Annotated in this window: 21 protein-coding genes, 17 tRNA genes, 1 rRNA gene, 1 pseudogene and 1 riboswitch; of the genes and pseudogenes, 6 read left to right on the top strand and 34 right to left on the bottom strand. The window is 44.8% G+C overall.

Annotated elements, in window-relative coordinates:
• Positions 1-71: 71 nt before the first annotated feature.
• The 6 genes from GYO_RS27310 to queG all read right to left on the bottom strand — a co-directional run bounded on the left by GYO_RS27310 (position 72) and on the right by queG (position 4,941).
• Positions 72-779, bottom strand: coding sequence for a hypothetical protein (locus tag GYO_RS27310; protein ID WP_014113141.1), 708 nt, complete (start codon positions 777-779; stop codon positions 72-74).
• Between the two features lie 11 nt (positions 780-790).
• Positions 791-1,504, bottom strand: a complete 714-nt coding sequence (locus GYO_RS27305) for a bactofilin family protein (RefSeq protein ID WP_014113140.1) — start codon at positions 1,502-1,504, stop codon at positions 791-793.
• On the bottom strand, positions 1,495-2,136 hold the full coding sequence (locus GYO_RS27300) for a YhbD family protein (RefSeq protein WP_014113139.1): 642 nt from the start codon (positions 2,134-2,136) through the stop codon (positions 1,495-1,497). Before GYO_RS27300 ends, GYO_RS27305 begins: the two co-directional genes overlap by 10 nt.
• A 127-nt stretch (positions 2,137-2,263) precedes the next feature.
• Positions 2,264-2,746 carry a tRNA (uridine(34)/cytosine(34)/5-carboxymethylaminomethyluridine(34)-2'-O)-methyltransferase TrmL gene (gene trmL, locus GYO_RS27295; protein WP_072183318.1) on the bottom strand — a complete coding sequence of 161 codons (483 nt, stop codon included), beginning with the start codon at positions 2,744-2,746 and terminating at the stop codon, positions 2,264-2,266.
• A 37-nt stretch (positions 2,747-2,783) separates the two neighbouring features.
• A complete protein-coding gene (locus tag GYO_RS27290; RefSeq protein WP_079288699.1) occupies positions 2,784-3,713 on the bottom strand; it encodes an amidase domain-containing protein in 930 nt (309 codons plus the stop codon).
• A 67-nt stretch (positions 3,714-3,780) separates the two neighbouring features.
• A complete protein-coding gene (queG, locus tag GYO_RS27285) occupies positions 3,781-4,941 on the bottom strand; it encodes a tRNA epoxyqueuosine(34) reductase QueG (protein ID WP_014113137.1) in 1,161 nt (386 codons plus the stop codon).
• Positions 4,942-5,023: 82 nt separating this feature from the next.
• Between queG and GYO_RS27280 the strand changes: the two genes are divergently transcribed.
• Positions 5,024-5,647, top strand: a complete 624-nt coding sequence (locus GYO_RS27280; RefSeq protein ID WP_014113136.1) for a B3/B4 domain-containing protein — start codon at positions 5,024-5,026, stop codon at positions 5,645-5,647.
• A 90-nt stretch (positions 5,648-5,737) separates the two neighbouring features.
• On the opposite strand, the gene GYO_RS27275 is transcribed toward GYO_RS27280, so the two are convergent.
• A tRNA-Gly gene (locus tag GYO_RS27275) sits at positions 5,738-5,811 on the bottom strand.
• A 190-nt stretch (positions 5,812-6,001) separates the two neighbouring features.
• Here GYO_RS27275 and GYO_RS27270 point away from each other — a divergent pair.
• Both GYO_RS27270 and GYO_RS27265 read left to right on the top strand, forming a co-directional pair.
• Positions 6,002-6,202, top strand: coding sequence for a helix-turn-helix transcriptional regulator (locus GYO_RS27270; RefSeq protein WP_041521149.1), 201 nt, complete (start codon positions 6,002-6,004; stop codon positions 6,200-6,202).
• Position 6,203: 1 nt separating this feature from the next.
• The gene (locus GYO_RS27265; RefSeq protein ID WP_014113134.1) at positions 6,204-6,677 is read left to right on the top strand and encodes a hypothetical protein; all 474 of its coding nucleotides are present in this window, start codon (positions 6,204-6,206) and stop codon (positions 6,675-6,677) included.
• Positions 6,678-6,693: 16 nt separating this feature from the next.
• Here the strand turns inward: GYO_RS27265 and rpsN are convergent, their stop codons facing one another.
• The 6 genes from rpsN to GYO_RS27235 all read right to left on the bottom strand — a co-directional run bounded on the left by rpsN (position 6,694) and on the right by GYO_RS27235 (position 11,478).
• The gene (gene rpsN / locus GYO_RS27260) at positions 6,694-6,963 is read right to left on the bottom strand and encodes a 30S ribosomal protein S14 (protein ID WP_014113133.1); all 270 of its coding nucleotides are present in this window, start codon (positions 6,961-6,963) and stop codon (positions 6,694-6,696) included.
• A 112-nt stretch (positions 6,964-7,075) separates the two neighbouring features.
• Positions 7,076-7,645, bottom strand: a complete 570-nt coding sequence (locus tag GYO_RS27255; RefSeq protein WP_503826129.1) for a YgaN family protein — start codon at positions 7,643-7,645, stop codon at positions 7,076-7,078.
• Positions 7,646-7,708: 63 nt separating this feature from the next.
• A complete protein-coding gene (gene ssuD / locus GYO_RS27250) occupies positions 7,709-8,845 on the bottom strand; it encodes an FMNH2-dependent alkanesulfonate monooxygenase (protein WP_041520899.1) in 1,137 nt (378 codons plus the stop codon).
• A gap of 22 nt (positions 8,846-8,867) precedes the next feature.
• On the bottom strand, positions 8,868-9,698 hold the full coding sequence (locus tag GYO_RS27245; RefSeq protein WP_014113130.1) for an ABC transporter permease: 831 nt from the start codon (positions 9,696-9,698) through the stop codon (positions 8,868-8,870).
• On the bottom strand, positions 9,695-10,693 hold the full coding sequence (locus GYO_RS27240; RefSeq protein WP_014113129.1) for an aliphatic sulfonate ABC transporter substrate-binding protein: 999 nt from the start codon (positions 10,691-10,693) through the stop codon (positions 9,695-9,697). Before GYO_RS27240 ends, GYO_RS27245 begins: the two co-directional genes overlap by 4 nt.
• Positions 10,694-10,710: 17 nt before the next feature.
• A complete protein-coding gene (locus GYO_RS27235; protein WP_041521147.1) occupies positions 10,711-11,478 on the bottom strand; it encodes an ABC transporter ATP-binding protein in 768 nt (255 codons plus the stop codon).
• A 407-nt stretch (positions 11,479-11,885) separates the two neighbouring features.
• On the opposite strand from GYO_RS27235, the gene katA reads away from it, so the two are divergent.
• A complete protein-coding gene (katA, locus tag GYO_RS27230) occupies positions 11,886-13,337 on the top strand; it encodes a catalase KatA (RefSeq protein ID WP_003239645.1) in 1,452 nt (483 codons plus the stop codon).
• A 24-nt stretch (positions 13,338-13,361) separates the two neighbouring features.
• On the opposite strand, the pseudogene GYO_RS27225 reads toward katA, so the two are convergent.
• From GYO_RS27225 to GYO_RS27215, 3 genes and pseudogenes are all read right to left on the bottom strand, one after another.
• Positions 13,362-13,560 (bottom strand): annotated as a pseudogene (locus GYO_RS27225) (FbpB family small basic protein).
• Between the two features lie 131 nt (positions 13,561-13,691).
• The gene (gene thiC / locus GYO_RS27220) at positions 13,692-15,464 is read right to left on the bottom strand and encodes a phosphomethylpyrimidine synthase ThiC (RefSeq protein ID WP_014113126.1); all 1,773 of its coding nucleotides are present in this window, start codon (positions 15,462-15,464) and stop codon (positions 13,692-13,694) included.
• 132 nt (positions 15,465-15,596) lie between these two features.
• Positions 15,597-15,704: riboswitch (TPP riboswitch) on the bottom strand.
• A gap of 68 nt (positions 15,705-15,772) precedes the next feature.
• Entirely contained in the window at positions 15,773-16,465 is a 693-nt protein-coding gene (locus GYO_RS27215) for a Type 1 glutamine amidotransferase-like domain-containing protein (RefSeq protein WP_014113124.1), read from the bottom strand.
• 157 nt (positions 16,466-16,622) lie between these two features.
• On the opposite strand from GYO_RS27215, the gene GYO_RS27210 reads away from it, so the two are divergent.
• Positions 16,623-16,841 (top strand): spore coat protein, encoded by a 219-nt coding sequence (locus GYO_RS27210; RefSeq protein WP_044059171.1) that lies wholly within the window; start codon positions 16,623-16,625, stop codon positions 16,839-16,841.
• Positions 16,842-16,893: 52 nt separating this feature from the next.
• Here the strand turns inward: GYO_RS27210 and GYO_RS27205 are convergent, their stop codons facing one another.
• Positions 16,894-17,097: a hypothetical protein gene (locus GYO_RS27205; RefSeq protein WP_072183711.1), complete on the bottom strand. Its 204-nt coding sequence runs from the start codon at positions 17,095-17,097 to the stop codon at positions 16,894-16,896.
• A gap of 139 nt (positions 17,098-17,236) precedes the next feature.
• Between GYO_RS27205 and spo0M the strand changes: the two genes are divergently transcribed.
• Positions 17,237-18,013, top strand: coding sequence for a sporulation control protein Spo0M (spo0M, locus tag GYO_RS27200; protein WP_014113121.1), 777 nt, complete (start codon positions 17,237-17,239; stop codon positions 18,011-18,013).
• 92 nt (positions 18,014-18,105) lie between these two features.
• On the opposite strand, the gene GYO_RS27195 is transcribed toward spo0M, so the two are convergent.
• From GYO_RS27195 to rrf, 17 genes are all read right to left on the bottom strand, one after another.
• Positions 18,106-18,187, bottom strand: a tRNA-Leu gene (locus GYO_RS27195).
• A gap of 280 nt (positions 18,188-18,467) precedes the next feature.
• Positions 18,468-18,556, bottom strand: a tRNA-Leu gene (locus GYO_RS27190).
• A 7-nt stretch (positions 18,557-18,563) separates the two neighbouring features.
• A tRNA-Cys gene (locus tag GYO_RS27185) sits at positions 18,564-18,634 on the bottom strand.
• Between the two features lie 5 nt (positions 18,635-18,639).
• Positions 18,640-18,714: transfer RNA gene (locus tag GYO_RS27180), tRNA-Gly, on the bottom strand.
• A 50-nt stretch (positions 18,715-18,764) separates the two neighbouring features.
• A tRNA-Gln gene (locus GYO_RS27175) sits at positions 18,765-18,836 on the bottom strand.
• 9 nt (positions 18,837-18,845) lie between these two features.
• Positions 18,846-18,921, bottom strand: a tRNA-His gene (locus tag GYO_RS27170).
• Positions 18,922-18,945: 24 nt separating this feature from the next.
• Positions 18,946-19,019: transfer RNA gene (locus GYO_RS27165), tRNA-Trp, on the bottom strand.
• 5 nt (positions 19,020-19,024) lie between these two features.
• Positions 19,025-19,109, bottom strand: a tRNA-Tyr gene (locus GYO_RS27160).
• A 22-nt stretch (positions 19,110-19,131) separates the two neighbouring features.
• Positions 19,132-19,204, bottom strand: a tRNA-Thr gene (locus tag GYO_RS27155).
• Positions 19,205-19,209: 5 nt separating this feature from the next.
• Positions 19,210-19,285 (bottom strand) — tRNA-Phe (locus GYO_RS27150).
• Between the two features lie 12 nt (positions 19,286-19,297).
• Positions 19,298-19,374 (bottom strand) — tRNA-Asp (locus tag GYO_RS27145).
• Between the two features lie 61 nt (positions 19,375-19,435).
• Positions 19,436-19,512 (bottom strand) — tRNA-Met (locus tag GYO_RS27140).
• 7 nt (positions 19,513-19,519) lie between these two features.
• Positions 19,520-19,595: transfer RNA gene (locus tag GYO_RS27135), tRNA-Val, on the bottom strand.
• Positions 19,596-19,604: 9 nt separating this feature from the next.
• Positions 19,605-19,676, bottom strand: a tRNA-Glu gene (locus tag GYO_RS27130).
• Between the two features lie 34 nt (positions 19,677-19,710).
• Positions 19,711-19,802: transfer RNA gene (locus GYO_RS27125), tRNA-Ser, on the bottom strand.
• Between the two features lie 5 nt (positions 19,803-19,807).
• Positions 19,808-19,882 (bottom strand) — tRNA-Asn (locus tag GYO_RS27120).
• Positions 19,883-19,891: 9 nt separating this feature from the next.
• Positions 19,892-20,007 (bottom strand): 5S ribosomal RNA (rrf, locus tag GYO_RS27115).
• Positions 20,008-20,068: the final 61 nt, after the last annotated feature.

Genomic DNA, 20,068 nt, shown 5'->3' with positions numbered 1-20,068 from the left:
AGCAAGCCGGGAAAAGAATAAAAAAGGGTGCTCCTCATAAGAGCACCCTTTTTGTATAACAGAACAATGTTTTATAATTTTGTTTTTTCTTTAATCTTTGAATGATGATCACATTCGCATATATTTTTGTACTCAATTGTTCCGATGCTGCAGCCCGCCCCGATGATCACTTCTTTTCCCCTGACAACTGCCGCCTCGGTATTCTCCAAATAAACCTGATCTCCTTCTATGACGTCGGCAATCAGTTTCACTTTCTTCCGGTTAAAAAAGCTCGCGCGTCTTTTCACTGTAATGGTTGTTCCGCCGATTTCCCGCACATGGCTTACATCATGGCTCAATCCAAGCTTGATATCACCCGCATTTAATAAACCTGATACATCAACGCAACCTGTGACATGGAACATTTCCGTTTCACAATCACCTTTAACGCTAAGCTTCCCTTTCACATCGCACGATTCTCCAGTCATATTCCCGCAAATTTCAGTCAGGCCTTTTAGATTGAATCGATCAAATTGAAGTGAGCCGCTGACTTTCATTGTGCCGTAAATATTGATTCTGCCGGCTGTCAGATTGCCTTTACATTCACTTTCTCCGAATACACGCAGCCGCTCAGTCTCTGCTTCCCCGAGAAAAAGGCCTGTTCCGAATATGCGGCAGCCCGCGGCAGACAGCCCTTCACCGATTACACCTTCACCTTTAATGCTGACATGGTGGTATGCGCCGCCTGCAGCATGTCCGGCACCATATAATTTTAAATTTCCCAGTTTTGTTGTCTCCATTACGATCCTCCTCACATCTTCGTGCATGTTTCGACCGATGCGCTCGGATCACAAGTATAGTCCCCGCTGTATTCAACGGTTTCAATCTGGCAACCCGGACCGATTTTCACTTTATTTCCTCGCACGGTTTTCGCCTTTGTATTTGTCAGTTCAATGACATCACCTTCGATCAGTTCAGCCGTTAAAACAGGCTGCGGCATTAGTCTGAGCAATGTCAGCATTCCTTTTCTGCCGGTCACTTGAAGATGGCGGCATCCGATTTCCCGCACATAACTTTCCCCGGCAGAAAGCTTAATGGTCACCTCATCAGCATTTAAAAGCCCGCTGACTTTGCATTTCCCCTCCGATTGGAAGGTTTCCGTTTCACAATCCGCTTCCATGACCGCTTTTCCGCTAATGTCAATGCCATCAGCCTTGACTGTCCCGCCAAATGTTGATGATCCAGCGATTTTCAATTGTTTTGCGGAAACCTCTCCTTGAATAAAACCTGTTCCGTTAATCCGAATTGATTCTGCTTCAACGTCTCCATGTATCTTTCCTGAACCGCTGATGGTTACCGCTTTCGCTTTGACGCTGCCGTCAGCTTTTCCGGTTCCATTAAAAGAAAAAGTGTCACACTCCACGTCCCCGGCCACTGTTCCGCTGCCGTTTATTTCAACTGATTGAAATGTTCCTCCCTTTGAACTTCCTGATCCGTTTATCACCAGCTTTTCCATTACATCCATTGATGGCCCTCCTGTATATATGTTGTTTTTAATTCCTCTGACGCTTTTACTAAATCCACCCGTTCCACAACCTTGACGGACGATTCAAACAGAATGCTGTCCGCTGCAGCCGCTATAAAACAAGTTGTGACACCGAGCTTCCGCAGCACAATCAGCTCCGTCTGATTCTTGATCTCTTCAGTATCATGCTGCTTTAACACCTCTGCAGCCATTTTTGCTTCTTCCAGACTGACATTTCCGGACTGCAGGAGCCCTTCAAGTACATACAGCGATAGCAGGTCTCGAGAAGAAAAAACCGAATTTCCTCCGCCTTCTGAAAAAACATCAAGAGCAGTTCTTGAAATCAATCCTTTCTGAATCAATTCATCAGCGGTCATGCTGACATCCTTCATTTTCGGCGACAGCATTTCCCTCATTTCATCCAATGACAAATTTTCCTTCATCTTTTGAATCATTGAAATGCGTTTTAAAATATCCTCTCTCGGAAAAAACGTTTCTTGCCCTGTAAAAGTGGATTTGCGAATAAACCATTCCTCAGGAATTAAGTTTTTCCGCTTCCACCGATACAGCTGACCGTATGAAATCGATGTTTTTTCAAGCAATTCTTTTTTAGAGATTAATTGTTCTTCCATAAGTCCAGCTCCTTTGATGGATACATTGTAACATAACACTGTTACGTTGTTAAGCCCAAAAAACAAAACAAAGCATCTCTCGCAGCACAAAAAAAATCCGCCCATCATCGATGAGCGGATTTTTTCACTATTTTAAATCACGGTAATTTTGCTGGCGCAGCGCTTCATAAACGAGAATCGCCGCAGTGTTGGACAGATTTAACGATCTAACGTGCTCTGTCATCGGAAGACGCAGGCAGCGGTCCATGTTATTTTGAATTAAATCCTTTGGCAAACCGCTTGTTTCTCTTCCGAATACAAAGAAATAATCCTCGTCAAGATCAGTGTAATCAAACGATGTATGAGGCTGCTGGCCGAATTTCGTGATAAAGAAAAACTGGCCTTTTTGATATTCCTCAAACAATTCTTCTAACGAATCATGATACACAACGTTAACAAACTCCCAATAATCGAGTCCGGCACGCTTCAGCATTTTATCATCCGTTGAAAAGCCGAGCGGACGAATCAGGTGGAGCGTTGTATTGGTTGCTGCACAAGTACGTGCAATATTCCCTGTATTGGCGGGAATTTCTGGTTGATATAAAACGACATGTAATGCCACAATGTTCACCTCTGTTTTTCTTATCCGCCCATCATTATATCATTAATTAGTCTTTTGTCGTATCATCAACGATATGAAAAAAGGCATATCGTATTGACGGCGTGTATGCCGTAGAATCCTCGTATGACCAATACCTCATCCGGCTGTCATAGGACTGGGCGTTGACAAGCGGCATATTGCCTTTGTCCTTCGCCACAACAATCGTTGTATGATTAAACCGGCCGTCTCCTTCAAAGTCATAGCAAATCACATCGCCAGGCATCAGCTCTTCCGCAGATTTCACCCGCACCGCACGAAGACCGGCCTTTGAATTCGACAAATACATTTTCATAGAATGAGCCACCGTCCAGCTATAGCTCCATGAGCTTTGTTTCATCCACCAGCCTGACCCTCTGTTCGGATGGCCGCGCATCGGTGCGCCTCCCGCATGAAGGCACTGTGAAATAAAATTCGTGCAGTTATCGCTGAAATTTTTATAAGCCGGGTTGCGCTTGTTCCAAAATTTCTCGGCATATTGCACAGCGCCGAGACGATCGTATTGAAAGGCTCTGCCAAACGCTTCCCTTTCCTCTTGAGAATAGTCAATAATACTGGTCCCTTCATGAAATCCAGCCGGCTTTTTCGCAATTTCCTGATCACTAATCAAAATATGATCATAAAGGAAAGCTACCCGCTCCTCTATATGCTCTTCCATATACAAGCTGTCATCATGCTCTTTACACACGTATTCATAATGGATGGTATACGTAAGGCAGGTCGTTCCGTCATCCTCAACCCGCACATGATCGATGACGGCCTTTGCTTTCGCTTTTATGATGTCAACTTTACGTTTTTCCAGAAGCTTCTTCTTTCGCTCCATGACTTCAAGGTCTCCGACTTCAGACTCTTGTCTCATAGCATGCCCGTTAACCAAATAGCTCAGCCGCTCCTCCGCTAATTGTTCTAAAATGTGCTTCAAGCTCACCCCACCCACCATACTTTTTTATAGAGAAAAAACACTTGGATGCATCTCAAGTGTTTTTCCCTTCTGTTCTATACGTATGTCAGGACAGGCCTTGTTTAGTCATGCCTGAAGCTTTTAGCAACTCAATTCCTTTTTCAATTTCCAGCTTTGCCTCTTCATCCTTCTCTTTTTCCAGCGCTTTTTCAAGCTCTTCCGCGTATGCATGGTCTCCGATTTTACCGATCGCCCATGCAGCTGTTCCTCTGATAACAGGACGCGGGTCCTTATGCATCAGTTCCGTCAATTCAGGCAGTGCGGAAGCATCCTTAAAGTGGGCAAGGGCGAGAATGGCGTTTCGCTGAATCGGTTTTTTTCCGCGCCAAGAACCTGAGACATGTCCGAATTTCTCCTTAAATTCGCGGTTGCTGATGGTCAAGAGCGGCTTCAATAACGGTTTGGCTATCTCAGGGTCCGGCTCCATTTCCGGATGAAGATGAAAGTCCTTCCCCTTATTGAGAGGACACACCGTTTGACACGTGTCGCACCCATACAGGCGGTTTCCAATCTTTGTCCGGAATTCATCAGGCAAAAATCCTTTCGTCTGGGTCAGAAAAGAGATACAGCGCTGCGCATTCAGCTGTCCCGGATTTACAAGTGCTCCCGTCGGACAGGCGTCCAGACATTTCGTGCAGGACCCGCACATATCTTCAATTGGCACATCAGGCTCAAAAGGTATATTTGTGATCATTTCCGCCAAATACACATATGAGCCATACTCAGGCGTTGTGATCATACAGTTTTTCGCGCTGAACCCGATGCCGGCCCGTTCTGCAACCGCCCGATCAGACAATTCACCTGTATCTACCATTGACTTTGTTCTGATATCCTCATGCTTGCTTCTCAGAAATTCCTCCAACAGATCGAGCTTTTCCCTCAGCACATCGTGATAGTCTTTGCCCCAGGAGGCTCTGCAAAAAATGCCCCTGCGCTCCGTTCTCGTGCTTCTCGGCGCATCCTTCATTCTGGAAGGATATGCGAGAGCGATCGCCACAATTGATTTCGCTTTCGGCAAAAGCAGCTTCGGCGTCACCCTTTTCTCGATATCAGGCTCTTCAAAGCCAGAGAGATAGCCGAGTGATTCTTGAAGAACCAAACGGTCTTTTAAACTGTCAAATGTATCAGCGGTCGTAAAACCAATCTTGTCCACGCCAATGCTTTTCGCGTATTCAATTAATTCTTCTTTGAGCTGATAAACGTTCATGTTTTGCACAGCCTCCTTTCTTTGTGATAAAACGATACAGCGTTTATAATAGGTTGATATCACGTAACTGGAGTGAATGCTAGTGAATATCAAACTTGATTCTGTTATTACTGAACGTGCGGCCGGCTTACATGCGGCGGCTGTGATTTATAAGAATATCGAAGTCGGCTCCTCTCCGCAAATGCTGAAAGGCAGGCTTCGCCTATTTCAAGAATCCCTGTTTTTCGATTATGCGGACGGCGGAATATCTGATGAATCCTTCGTCAAGGAATGGCGGGAACTCTTTAAACAGCTTAACCCTACATTTGAGGGAGAAACAACCCCAATGGAAGACATGCTGATCCCAATATCCAAAGAACAATTCATGGAAAGCAAGGATTCAGCCCATGACACCATCGATTTTTTCGCATTAAAATATTCTCTGCCCATTATGATTTATGATGCCAGCAAGCTTCATGAGCCAGTCCGAATCTCATTGGGAGAAAAAGAAAACATACTGCTTTTCTCTGATGAAAATGGCATATTTGGCAATTTAAAAAACAGCGTCAATCGCTATCCCGTTTCAAACGAGACGAAGAAAATGCTGCAAATCATTTTTTTCCCGCCATCCATTGAAAAAAGCAGCGCTGTTAAACTCTTATCATCATTAACGAAAATGTTTGAACAAATTCACGGCGGTGCCCATACAGTACATTGGCTTACGTAAAAGAACACGAATGACGTGTTCTTTTTTACATAAAAAAACGCAATACTTCGTTTATCTAAGAAACGAAACACTGCGTTAATAACGTATGTATGGAGCGGGTGATGAGAATCGAACTCACGACATCAGCTTGGAAGGCTGAGGTTTTACCACTAAACTACACCCGCATTTGTGTTTTTCAGTAACAGTACCGCTGACTTGTTTTATATTACACGTTTATTAATTTTTCGTCAAGAGAATATAAAAATTTTGTCGAAAAAAAGTTTTCTTTTTGTAAAGTGTTAAGTCACGTTTACATAATGTTAAGTATACTATACAATATAATCAATCGAGAATGTGAAGGGGACAGACGTCATGATGAAAAATAAAGTAAAAGAGCTGAGGGCACGCCTCGGCTATTCTCAGGAAAAACTCGGAGAAACGGTCGGCGTTACAAGACAGACTGTGGCAGCTATCGAAAAAGGCGATTATGTTCCCTCACTGTTGTTAGCACTGAAAATCTGCAAAGCTTTCTCCATGAAAATGGAGGATGTCTTTTGGTTAGAGGAGGAAAACTAAGATGAGCATGAAAACAAAAGCAGCTTTTCAACTTGTTTTATTTGGCCTTGCATGCTGGACGCTGATTGCATACTTTGAAGCATCAGAAGGCATTGCATCCTTTATCCGCACAAAGAGCGGCGAGATGGTGTTTGAATTAAACCTCACTCCCTTTATTCTGTTTGTTGCGGCGTCTGCGGTTTATTTGTACTTACAGAAGAAAAGCCGCCCTGCTGCAAAAAAGCTTCTTCTGCCTGATGAATTTGAAGAGCAGGACGAAAGAGAGAAGATGATGACGGCAAAAGCATGCCGCGCGTCATATATCGCCGTCTACTTCTCGCTTCCTGCCGCAGCGGTTCTTCTCATTTTTTATCCGCTTTTTCAATCGCGTATTCCGTTTTTCCCTATTATTATTGTGTTTATCATCATGATCATCCAGCACCTATCCTATGTCATCTCTTTCAAGAAAAACGAAAAAAACTCCGGCGCGCTGTAATCGGCCGGAGTTTTTCTTACCAGCTCGCTTTTTTCACACCGGGAATCTGGCCTTTATGAGCCAGTTCCCTGAAAGCGATTCTGGACAATTTAAACTTCCTCATATATCCTCTCGGGCGCCCCGTTACCATGCAACGATTGTGGAGCCTTCCCGGTGCTGAATCTCTTGGCAGCTTGCTGAGTGCCTCGTAATCTCCTTTTTCTTTCAACTCGCGTCTAATATCAGCGTATTGTTCAACAAGCTGTTGGCGTTTTAACTCTTTTGCCACTTTTGACTTTTTAGCCAAGACACATAGCCTCCTTTTTAAATCGAAATTATTACGATTTAAAATGTATCATGCACCATTCAAAAAAGCAAGCATACCGCTTTGTAAAACAGACGGCCTGAGCCGCCCGTTTCTAATGATGCAATTCCACATAATACAGTAACGCATCTTGATGCTTAATAAGCTCTTTTTTATGTTCAGAGGTGTGCATTGGCTCGTCAGTCCCTTTTATACTGCTGCCGATCAAAACAGGTTTCTCGAAAGAAATCGGTACCGCCGATGAAATATTCTGAGTCATTTCCTGTGTTGCGCTATCGTCACGTTTCACAGATGAACTGGCCGCTGTATTTCCCTGTTTATCAACAATGCCAAAATGAACAGTGCTGCGTTTAGTCTTTCCTTCTCCCTCTTCATTCTCAAAATAAACAAATTGTAATGTATCGGGTTTTTTCTCTGAATAATCTGCACTTACCGGACCAATCGTCTCAATAAGCTTTCCTTTTTGATAATGTTCGATGTACATGTCAGCTGAAGAAATACCTTCACTGATATTAACGGCTTCGGCAGTGAATGCCTGTGAAGCTGCAATATCCATTCTGTTTTTTTCAAGATCTGATATGTCCGCTGCTTTGATTTCCATCTGCTTTGAATGTCCGCATGCTGACAGCATAGCTATCAGGCAAATGACTGCTGCGCTTATCAATGTTTTCAGAAAAACAGCCCCCTTTATTTGAATATCATACCATGTTTGGGGGCTGTGTTTTACTTAAACTGACGCATTTTTCTCTTTGACAAAATAAGTGTTCCCGACGGCTTCTCCCCTTTTGTTCTGAAGCTTTCTCGTGCGCTCATTTTCAAACGGCAAAAGCGGAAACACAAGCTCTGCAAAATAATATGCTTCTTCTAAATGCGGATAGCCAGAGAATATAAACGATTCTATGCCGAGTGCCTGGTACTCCGTTATCCGGTCGGCAATAGTCTGCGGATCACCGACAAGAGCTGTTCCTGCCCCGCCCCTGACCAGGCCGATCCCCGCCCACAAATTCGGGCTGATTTCAAGCTTCGTCCGATCGCCTTGATGAAGGACCGCCATCCGCTGCTGGCCTGAAGAATCGTAACGGCTCAAAGCTGCCTGCGCTTTGGCAATGGTGTCATCATCCAAGTGGCTGATCAAGCGCTCAGCCGCTTCCCACGCCTCTTGTTCGGTTTCACGGGCAATGACATGCAGCCTAATGCCGAATCGAACGGATCTCCCTTCTTTTTCCGCCTGCTTTTTGACTCTCTCAATCTTTTCTTTTACTTGTTCAGGCGGCTCGCCCCACGTTAAATACACGTCTGTATGCTTTGCGGCAGCTTCAATCCCCGCCTGTGACGATCCTCCGAAATAGATAGGCGGATGCGGCGCTTGCTGCGGCGGGAAGAGCAGATTGCTGTTTTCCACTTTTATATGCTTTCCTTCATAGGAAACCGTTTCTCCCTGCAAAAGTCTCCGCCAAACGGTTAAAAATTCTTCTGTCGCTTCATAGCGTTCATCATGGCTGATAAACAGGCCATCTCCAGCCAGCTCGTACGGATCGCCTCCTGCCACAACATTGATCAGCAGCCGGCCGTCTGAAATGCGGTCTAAGGTAGATGTCATTCTGGCTGCTAGAGAAGGCTGCATTAAACCGGGTCTTACCGCGACTAAAAACTTTAAGTCCTTTGTTTCTCCTGCCAAAGCCGATGCTGTAAGCCATGGGTCCTCGCACGATCTTCCCGTCGGCAGAAGAACACCCGTATACCCCAGCCTGTCAGCCGCCTGCGCGACTTGTTTAAAGTAAAGATGATCCGCAGTCCGTCCATCGCTTTCAGATCCTAAATATCTCGCGTCTCCATGAGTCGGTATAAACCAAAGAATTTCCATATCCATCTCCCCTTTACGTATATTACCCTTCGTAACTGTTTCTCCACTTTAACAGTTTTCGTTCAAGCAGCCTGACAAAGGAATCCGTCAGCTTTCCAACCACCGCAAAAATGATAATCCCGGCAAACACTTTGTTCGTTTGTGAAAACTGTCTTGCATCCATGATCATATAACCGACTCCTGAGCTTGAGCCCATCAGCTCTGCTACAACAAGTCCAAGCCATGCAATGCCGAGCGATAAGCGAATGCCGAGCAATATATTTGGCAGGGATGCCGGCAATATCACTTTGGAAATCTGCTGATACCATTTAAATTCAAGCACCCGGGCGACTTCAAACAGCTTCGCGTCAACTCCGCGGATGCCGTTAAATGTATTGATATAGACAGGAAAAAAAGCACCGAGCGCAATCAGCAAAATTTTAGATACCTCATCAAAACCGAACCATAAAATAAACAGCGGCGTGACCGCCAGATGGGGAACGGTTCTGAGCATTTGCAATGACGGATCAAGATACAGCTCCGTCCGTTTTGAGAATCCGGCCAAAATCCCGATAATCAAGCCAAGCCCCGCGCCAAGCAAAAAACCAAGCGCCGCCCGATAGATGCTGATTTGCAGATGACCGAACAGCTCACCGGACAAAATAAGCTCTTTAAACGTCAGGACGATCGCAACGGGTGTGGGCAGCACTGTAGCGGACACTACCCCAAGGCCGCCGATGATTTGCCAGATGGCGATAATGACAGCGGGCAGCAAAAGCCCCTTCATCCAGTCGTATTTCATCCTTCGGGGCTTTTTTCGCACCGCTTCCGCATTCGTTTTCGGCAGCGAGCCTGCAGCCTCTGCTTTCATCATTGATCACCTCCGGAGGAATTTTCCTTTAACGCTTTTTTAATAAATGTGTTATCCACAACCTCTTTCACATCAATCTTCTTGTCTATCGCCTTCGTTCGATATTGAAAATCTGCTGTCTCCTGCTGTGCTTTCACAATGTCGTCACTGATGATCTCATTCAGAGGTTCAGTATTTTTCAACACATTTTCGACGACCTTTTTATCGAGACCTTTAATGTCTGCATACAAGTCAGCGGCTTCATCCAGGTGTTCCTTTTGCCACACAACAGCCTTATTAAACACCTTCAGAAAACGGACTACTTCGTCCGGGTGCTCTTCGGCAAACTTTGTTCTTACTAAAGTAAATCCGGGTGAATATAAATCTGTGCTTTCCCCGTTCACAAGGATGTTTGCTCCGTGTTTGATTGTTTCTAAAGACAAGTACGGCTCCCAAATGGACCAGGCATCAACAGATCCGTTTTCAAACGCAGAGGCCGCTTCATCAGGCTGAAGCTGAATAATCGTCACATCATTAGCTGACAATCCCACTTGATCAAGTGCTTTATACAGAAAATCAAAACCGCTGCTGCCTTTGGCGACTGCAATTTTCTTCCCCTTTAAGTCCTTGACGTCCTGAATGCCGCTGTTTTGATTGACAAGGATGCCGTTTGCTTTCAATCCGTCCTGAGACAAACCGATTTCTTTAAAGTCAATGCCTGCCGCCTGTCCAGCGATCACAGGAGAATTGCCGACTTGAGAAAAATCAAGTTTGTCTGCCGCAAGGCCTTCAAATTGGGGCGGACCGCTTTGAAACTCCACCCATTTCACTTTGATGCCTTCTTTTTCAAATGCATCTTCAAACCAGCCTTTCTCCTTCGCAATCAAAAGCGGGCTTAAACTTTGCTGAATACCGATTCGAATTTCTTTCAATTGTTTGTTGTCACTGCTGGCTCCATTTGCTCCACAGCCTGCCAGCAGAAAAAAAACGGTAACCAATACAATGAGTCCTTTTTTCATTTCTGCTTCCGCCCTTTCTATATCCCTGATCCTTCAGCGTACTCTAGATCTTCTGTTTTCTCGAATTCCGACAGCACTTTCTGTCTGATCGCTTGGAAATCCGGAGTCGTCCGGTTTCGCGGATACGCCAGATGAATGGGCATCACCTTATGGATGTTCCCCGGTTTGGCCTTAAGGATCGCAAGCTCATTTCCTAAATAAACAGATTCATCTATATCATGAGTCACGAGAATCATCGTTGTTTTTTTCCTCCTCCATATATCCAGCAACACGTCCTGCAGGTGTTTTCTAGTAAAAGCGTCGAGTGCACCAAACGGTTCATCTAAAAGCAGGACCTCAGGCTCCCGCAGAAGAGCCCGTGCGATAGCGACTCTTTGTGACATACCGCCTGACAGCTCGCGCGGGTATGCTTTCTCCGATCCTTTCAATCTGACAATCTCAATCAGTTCATCCACCTTCTGTTTGACTGTTGGATCTTTCAAGTTCAAATCGGCGGCAATATTCTGCTCAACCGTCAGCCATGGAAAGAGGCGGTGCTCCTGAAAAATAAATCCTTGCTGAATACCCGGAACTGTTACGCTGCGTCCGTTAATTTCAACACTCCCATCATAATCTGAATCAAGCCCCGCAATAATCTTTAACAGCGTGCTTTTTCCGCACCCGCTCGGTCCGATGAGCGTAAGAAATTCACCTGGTGCGATTGATAATTGAATGTTCTCCAAGACCGTTGTTTTGCGGCCCTCTTGAACGAATGTCTTTTCTTTGATGCTGATGATCACAGCCACTTTTATCCCTCTCTTTCTGCCAACCCCGCCTTCTACAAAAACAAAAAGGCCCCCATCTCTGTTCGTTGTAGAGATGAGAGCCTTCGGCGGTCCGATCAGCTGCCCAATTGTTTTTTGTTTGAATATCATGTTAATTCAAACTATTCCGATGTGTCAACTCTTTTTTCAAACAAGATTTTTGGATTCTTGTTTATCACTTAATCTGCTTGATTCGCAAATAGAGAAGAAAAAATCATTTCTCCAAAAAACTTTTTCTCTCTTATAAGCTGTTATGACAAGGGTTTATCAACATTTTTAATACTTTATATCCCTTAATAGAAATGACTATTTTATAATAATTATAAAATAATATTGACTTTTTACTTAGAGATGATATTATGTTCTTATAAATTTCAAGAGGTGATGACATGAGTTCAAATAAACTGACAACTAGCTGGGGCGCTCCGGTTGGAGATAATCAAAATTCAATGACTGCCGGTTCTCGCGGACCAACTTTAATCCAAGATGTACATTTACTCGAAAAATTGGCCCATTTCAACAGAGAACGTGTTCCCGAACGTGTCGTTCACGCCAAAGGAGCAGGCGCACACGGATATTTTGAAGTGACAAATGATGTAACAAAATACACGAAAGCCGCTTTCCTTTCTGAAGTCGGCAAACGGACACCGTTGTTCATCCGTTTCTCAACAGTTGCCGGTGAACTTGGCTCGGCTGACACCGTTCGCGACCCGCGCGGATTTGCTGTTAAATTTTATACTGAAGAAGGAAACTACGACATCGTCGGTAACAATACACCGGTATTCTTCATCCGCGATGCGATTAAGTTCCCTGATTTCATCCATACACAAAAAAGAGATCCAAAAACACACTTGAAAAACCCTACAGCTGTATGGGATTTCTGGTCACTTTCACCAGAATCACTGCACCAAGTGACAATTCTGATGTCAGACCGCGGAATTCCTGCGACACTTCGCCACATGCACGGCTTCGGAAGCCATACATTCAAATGGACAAATGCCGAAGGCGAAGGCGTATGGATTAAATATCACTTTAAAACAGAACAAGGCGTGAAAAACCTTGATGTCAATACAGCAGCAAAAATTGCCGGTGAAAACCCTGATTACCATACAGAAGATCTTTTCAACGCAATTGAAAACGGTGATTTCCCTGCATGGAAACTATATGTGCAAATCATGCCTTTAGAAGATGCAAATACGTATCGCTTCGATCCGTTTGATGTCACAAAAGTTTGGTCTCAAAAAGACTATCCGTTAATCGAAGTCGGACGCATGGTTCTAGACAGAAATCCGGAAAACTACTTTGCAGAAGTAGAACAAGCGACATTCTCACCTGGTACACTCGTGCCTGGTATTGATGTTTCTCCAGATAAAATGCTTCAAGGCCGGCTGTTTGCTTATCATGATGCACACCGCTACCGTGTCGGTGCAAACCATCAAGCACTGCCAATCAACCGCGCACGCAACGAAGTGAACAATTATCAGCGTGACGGACAAATGCGTTTTGACAATAACGGTGGCGGATCTGTTTATTACGAGCCTAACAGCTTCGGCGGTCCGAAAGAGTCACCTGAGGATAAACAAGCAGCATATCCGGTACAAGGAATCGCTGACAGCGTAAGCTACGATCACAACGACCACTACACACAAGCCGGTGACCTCTATCGTTTAATGAGCGAAGATGAGCGTGCCCGCCTTGTTGAAAATATCGTAAACGCCATGAAGCCGGTAGAAAAAGAAGAAATCAAACTTCGCCAAATCGAGCATTTCTACAAAGCGGATCCTGAATACGGAAAACGCGTGGCAGAAGGCCTTGGATTGCCGATTAAAAAAGATGCTTAATAGAAATGTAAAAACCCGCTGTAATTAGCGGGTTTTTTTATATTTAGTTACGCACTGCCGTATGCTTCTTATCAATCTTCATATAAATTTCCTCCATAAGCTCCGCGCTGTTCATGATCTCTCGTTTATTTTTTGCAATCAGAAGATCAAGCGGCAAAATCTGATTCCCATATATTTTTCGCTTCCTAAATCGTTTTCTCCCCTTCTCTTTTTTGATTCCCATCAATGATCCCTCCTTTTTCATACAAAAAAGGCCCTTATCTAAAAGATAAGAGCCTTCGGTGTCCCGATCAGCAAATACTGGAAATATTTATTAGCTATATTAAAACGTATTCCATTTCGCCTGTCAATCTATTATTTATACAGCTTGCTGCCTTGATTCACAAATTCTTCAGCTTTTTCTTTCATTCCCTCTTGAATGGCATCCCATTCACTAAGCTTTTTATCCTTCGCATAATCCCGAATATCCTGAGAAATTCTCATGCTGCAAAACTTCGGCCCGCACATTGAACAAAAGTGAGCGGTTTTTGCTCCTTCTGCCGGCAGTGTTTCATCATGATATTCAAGCGCTCTTTCCGGATCAAGAGATAAATTAAACTGGTCTCGCCAACGGAATTCAAAGCGGGCTTTCGATAACGCATCATCCCGTATTTGCGCTCCGGGATGCCCTTTTGCAAGATCTGCTGCGTGCGCAGCAATTTTATATGTAATGACCCCTTCACGAACATCATCACGGTTTGGCAGCCCCAAATGCTCCTTCGGCGTTACATAACAAAGCATTGCTGTCCCATACCAGCCGATCATCGCCGCTCCGATCGCTGAAGTAATATGGTCATAGCCCGGCGCAATATCTGTCGTCAGCGGCCCCAATGTGTAAAAAGGCGCTTCTTTGCAAATGTCCATTTGTTTATCGACGTTCTCTTTGATTTTATGCATCGGCACATGCCCCGGTCCCTCAATCATCACCTGAACATCATGCTTCCAGGCAATTTGCGTCAGTTCTCCGAGGGTCTCTAATTCAGCAAATTGCGCTTCGTCATTGGCATCAGCGATTGATCCGGGGCGAAGCCCGTCCCCAAGAGAAAAAGCAATATCATACGTTTTCATGATTTCACAGATTTCTTCAAAATGAGTATACAAAAAGCTTTCCTGATGATGGGCTAGACACCACTGTGCCATAATCGCTCCCCCGCGTGACACGATTCCTGTTGTCCGTTTGGCGGTTAGCGGGACATACCGCAGCAAAACACCCGCGTGAATCGTAAAATAATCCACTCCCTGCTCTGCCTGCTCGATCAGCGTATCACGGTAAATCTCCCACGTTAAATCCTCCGCTACGCCGTTTACTTTTTCAAGCGCCTGATAAATCGGAACAGTTCCCACAGGCACAGGGCAATTGCGAATAATCCATTCACGCGTCGTATGAATATCTTTACCGGTAGATAGATCCATCATCGTATCCGCTCCCCAGCGGATGGCCCACGTCATTTTTTCCACTTCTTCTTCAATTGATGACGTAACCGCTGAATTCCCGATATTCGCATTAATCTTCACATGGAAATTCCGGCCAATAATCATCGGTTCACTTTCAGGGTGATTAATATTTGAAGGAATGATCGCCCGGCCGCTTGCTACCTCATCTCTGACAAATTCGGGAGATACATGCTCGCGAATGGCGATAAACTCCATCTCAGGTGTAATGATCCCCTTTTTGGCATAATGCATTTGGGTGACATTTTGACCCGCTTTCGCCCGCAGCGGTTTCCGCTTTAGTTCTGGGTAGCTTTTGTTTGGGATTGCCTTTTTATAACCGTTATCTTCTGGTTTTATAGTCCGTCCTTCATATTCTTCCACATCGTTACGCTCTGTGATCCATTTTTGGCGGAGCGGCTTTAATCCTTCTTGAATATTAATGGTCACATCAGGGTCAGTATACGGTCCGCTTGTATCATAGACACGCACAGGCGCGTTTTCCTCTTCGCCGAACGATCCTGTCGTCGGACTTAAGGCGATTTCCCTCATCGGCACTTGGATGTCCGAGGAAGAACCCTCCACGTATACTTTCTTACTCCCCGAAAAACTCGACATAATGGAAATGTTGGCTTGCTGCACTGAATCGTTTTGCATCATTGATCCTTCCCCTCTCTTCTTTTGAAAGGACAAAATCAAGCCCATAACCAGCACAAAAAACCGGATTCAAGTGAATGAACCCGGTTACAGTCAGAAAGAAACATATTATTGCCCAGCACGACAATAATAAAAACAATTCCTCTACTTCCCCACGCTGGTACGAACCAGATCAGGTCCAAAGGGTTAAGAAGCTTACCTTCTCTCTCAGCCCGAAAACGGGCACCCCCAGTAACTATTGATTTCGGACTCATCTTAACATAAAACCAATCGAAAAAAAAGAGGAATATAGAAAATATTCAGCTAATTCAACCCAAATATTTGACCCGCAGCGGGATTTCAAAAATCTCATGTTCACCCCTCATCACCCGATATGCCTTTGCACCCGGTCTTGAACTCACAGTCTGAAACAGCTGATCATTTATGAAATGGAGAGCCGCTCCATCGTCCGCCGCATAGCCATCGCACAAGAATTCGTTAGATATCAACTGATGGTATATCGGCCTCCGGTTCTTTTCACCGTCATAATGAGGACAAAAGCTCCCTTGCAAAAAACCTAAACTTTTCATACTTGTCAGCGGTCCTGCCGAATCTGTCACTCCTTCTTCAAACCAGCAGATCGCACCGGCACTTAATCCAGCTAAAATCACCCCGTTCTTCCATGCCTCTCTGAGAATAAGATCCAGCCCCCATTCCTTCCACAGCACAAGCATATTCCGCGTATTTCCCCCGCCAACATAAATCACGTCCTTTTCCATAACAAAAGAAATGAAGTCTGTTGTCGGCGGCTTAAATAAGGATAAATGAGACGGCACACAATCCAGTGTTTGAAAAGCATGATAAAACCGCTGAATATAGTTTTGGGAATCACCGCTCGCCGTCGGCAAAAAACAAATGCGAGGCGACTTCCGTCCCGATTGATTGATGATATATTGATCGAGGGACAAATTTTCCGGTTCCATCGAAAAACCCCCGCCGCCCATCGCAATAATCTGTTTCATCATCCCACTCCCCGAAAAAATTTGTTAATCATTATAGCATTTTGTATAAATCCATGAAACAAGGCTAAATACTTCTCAATAGGAAGATCTAAAAGATAAAACCCACTAACAGGCGGTGAAGGCATTGAACGATTTTTCAACCCCAATCATACCTATAATGATTCTTGATTGCTTAACGACAATACAAATCATCATTAAAAAGTACACTGTCGCAATAACGGAAACTGCAAACCCCGACCTCCGAACAGCGTTGCATGATCAATTAGATGCAGCTGTTCATCTGCATGGGGAACTATCTGAACTTCTGATGGAAAAAGGCTGGCTCCTGAGTAAGCCATTTCAAATCGATTTGCTTTTATCTTGCAGAGAACTGTAACAAAGTCACAAAAAAAGACGGAATCTCATCTTTCAGATCCCGTCTCTCCCTTTTATTGCTCCACTCTTCTTAAAGCCTCGTTTACCGTTTCTTTTATAAACGCGTCTTCACCGCTTAATCGGTCTAAACTGAGATCGCCGTTTCTCAGCCTTTCGGAAATATTGTTTATATCCTCCTCTATCGTGATTTGCAGCTCACCAGCCAAAAACATTCTGTGTAATTCATCAGCAACCATACTTTCTTTATCCATTTCAATCCGCTCCTTTGCTTTCAATAGTATTCTTAGTCTGTCCCTAGGCCGGACGAATAATAGGTAAAAAGTATGAATCAAATGAATCTTTTTTCTTCCTTCTTACGTATTTCTGTTGAGAAAAAGAAAAAGGGGAAGATCTAACATGTCATTTTTTAAGAAGCTTGCAGCAAGTGCTGGTATCGGTGCTGCAAAAGTAGAAACAATTTTAGAGAAAGACGCATATTATCCAGGAGAAGAAGTACGGGGAACTGTCCATGTCAAAGGCGGGAAAATCGCTCAGGACATCCGCTATATTGATTTACAGCTTAACACACGGTACGTCATTGTAAAAGACGATGAAGAACACCGGAAATACGCTACAATTCATTCTTTTCAGGTCACTGGTTCATTCACCATTCAGCCTGGAGAAGAGTATCAATTTCCGTTCTCATTCACCCTCCCTCTTGATACACCGATTACTGTAGGGAAAGTAGAGGTCGCCGTAGTGACAGACCTTGATATACAAGGCGGTATCGATAAATCCGACCAAGACCGCATTTTCGTTGAAGCGCACCCTTGGATTGAAAGTGTGCTGGAAGCAATCGAAAACCTAGGTTTCCGTCTTAACGAAGCAGATTGTGAACAAGCGCCCTACTTCCAGCGCCGTCTTCCATTCGTTCAAGAATTCGAGTTCGTTCCGACTTCCGGATATTATCGTCAGATGTTTGATGAATTAGAGCTCATTTTCCTTTTAGACGAAGACGGTTTAGAAATCATTTTCGAAGTCGACCGCAGGGCCAGAGGACTGCGAGGATGGCTGGAAGAGATGTATAATGACGGAGAACAGCTTGTACGCGTCCGTTTCAGCCAATCAGAGCTTGAAGATGCAGAAGAGCTTAAAGAGGTACTAGAAGAGATCATAGACCAATACGCTGAGTGAATGGTAAAAAGGAGCCTCAATTAAGATAGGCTCCTTTTCTTTGATAAAAAATAAAAACCCGTTTCTGTATAAGAAACAGGTTTTTTTCAGTATACCGGTGGTCGGGGTCGAACCGACACTCCAGAAGGAACACGATTTTGAGTCGTGCGCGTCTGCCAATTCCGCCACACCGGCAAGTTTTACATCGTATCTAACCGACGAATATAAATATATCATGGATCTTACAAAGTGTCAACGTATTTCAAAAAAGTTTTTTTGGAAATATAAAATAAAAAAGGATTAAGAGACTTAACTAAACATAATAACTCAAGCAGCTTTATGATCACGTATCGGAACGTAACTTAGCTGCATAAATCAAAGCAATAAAAAAATGATCTACACAGGTAGATCATTAATATGATTAGTTATAATGATAAAACACAAACACCAATTCAACTTACCATGTAAGTAAAATTGGTGCCGAGGGCCGGACTTGAACCGGCACGGTAGTCACCTACCGCAGGATTTTAAGTCCTGTGTGTCTGCCAATTCCACCACCCCGGCAAAAGAAAGGCGACACCCGGATTCGAACCGGGGATAAAGGTTTTGCAGACCTCTGCCTTACCACTTGGCTATGCCGCCGTAATTGGAGCGGAAGACGGGATTCGAACCCGCGACCCCCACCTTGGCAAGGTGGTGTTCTACCACTGAACTACTTCCGCATCTTTTAAGGGACTTCATACATCATATGCAATTAATATAAAAAGTGAGACTGGGCTAGCTGGATTCGAACCAACGCATGACGGAGTCAAAGTCCGTTGCCTTACCGCTTGGCTATAGCCCAATGATAATATGGGGCGATTGATGGGAATCGAACCCACGAGTGCCAGAGCCACAATCTGGTGCGTTAACCACTTCGCCACAACCGCCATAATCTCAAGATGTCATAAATTTGGCAGGGGCAGTAGGAATCGAACCCACACCGGAGGTTTTGGAGACCTCTGTTCTACCGTTAAACTATGCCCCTATAAATGGTGGAGGGGGGCAGATTCGAACTGCCGAACCCTGAGGGAGCGGATTTACAGTCCGCCGCGTTTAGCCACTTCGCTACCCCTCCACATTAAGTTTTGAAAAAACAGTGCCGGCAAGAGGACTTGAACCCCCAACCTACTGATTACAAGTCAGTTGCTCTACCAATTGAGCTACACCGGCATAGGTGGTGGCTCGGGACGGAATCGAACCGCCGACACACGGATTTTCAGTCCGTTGCTCTACCAACTGAGCTACCGAGCCTTATTATTTAAATGGCGGTCCGGACGGGACTCGAACCCGCGACCTCCTGCGTGACAGGCAGGCATTCTAACCAACTGAACTACCGGACCATATTTGTATAAAATGATTTTGGCTGCACCCTTCGGGCACTTCTTATATCATTTATATATTTGGTTGCGGGGGCAGGATTTGAACCTGCGACCTTCGGGTTATGAGCCCGACGAGCTACCGAACTGCTCCACCCCGCGATGATAATGGTGGAGGATGACGGGCTCGAACCGCCGACCCTCTGCTTGTAAGGCAGATGCTCTCCCAGCTGAGCTAATCCTCCATCATATAATGACCCGTACGGGATTCGAACCCGTGTTACCGCCGTGAAAGGGCGGTGTCTTAACCGCTTGACCAACGGGCCCAGACTTTCAAATGTAATTATGTATAAGTATCAGTGGCGGAGAGCAAGGGATTCGAACCCTTGAGACGGAGTTGACCGCCTACACGATTTCCAATCGTGCTCCTTCGACCACTCGGACAGCTCTCCAATAATGGCTCCGCAGGTAGGATTCGAACCTACGACCGATCGGTTAACAGCCGATAGCTCTACCACTGAGCTACTGCGGAATGAAGTCTGCCTGGCGATGTCCTACTCTCACAGGGGGAAACCCCCGACTACCATCGGCGCTGAAGAGCTTAACTTCCGTGTTCGGTATGGGAACGGGTGTGACCTCTTCGCCATCATCACCAGACAATTTCAGTGACATTTAACATTATACTATGTATTCTTGAGAAAATCAAGTGTTTTTATGA

The organism is Bacillus spizizenii TU-B-10, from assembly GCF_000227465.1.
GTDB classification, from domain to species: domain Bacteria; phylum Bacillota; class Bacilli; order Bacillales; family Bacillaceae; genus Bacillus; species Bacillus spizizenii.
This window is presented reverse-complemented; position numbering and strand designations above follow the sequence as displayed.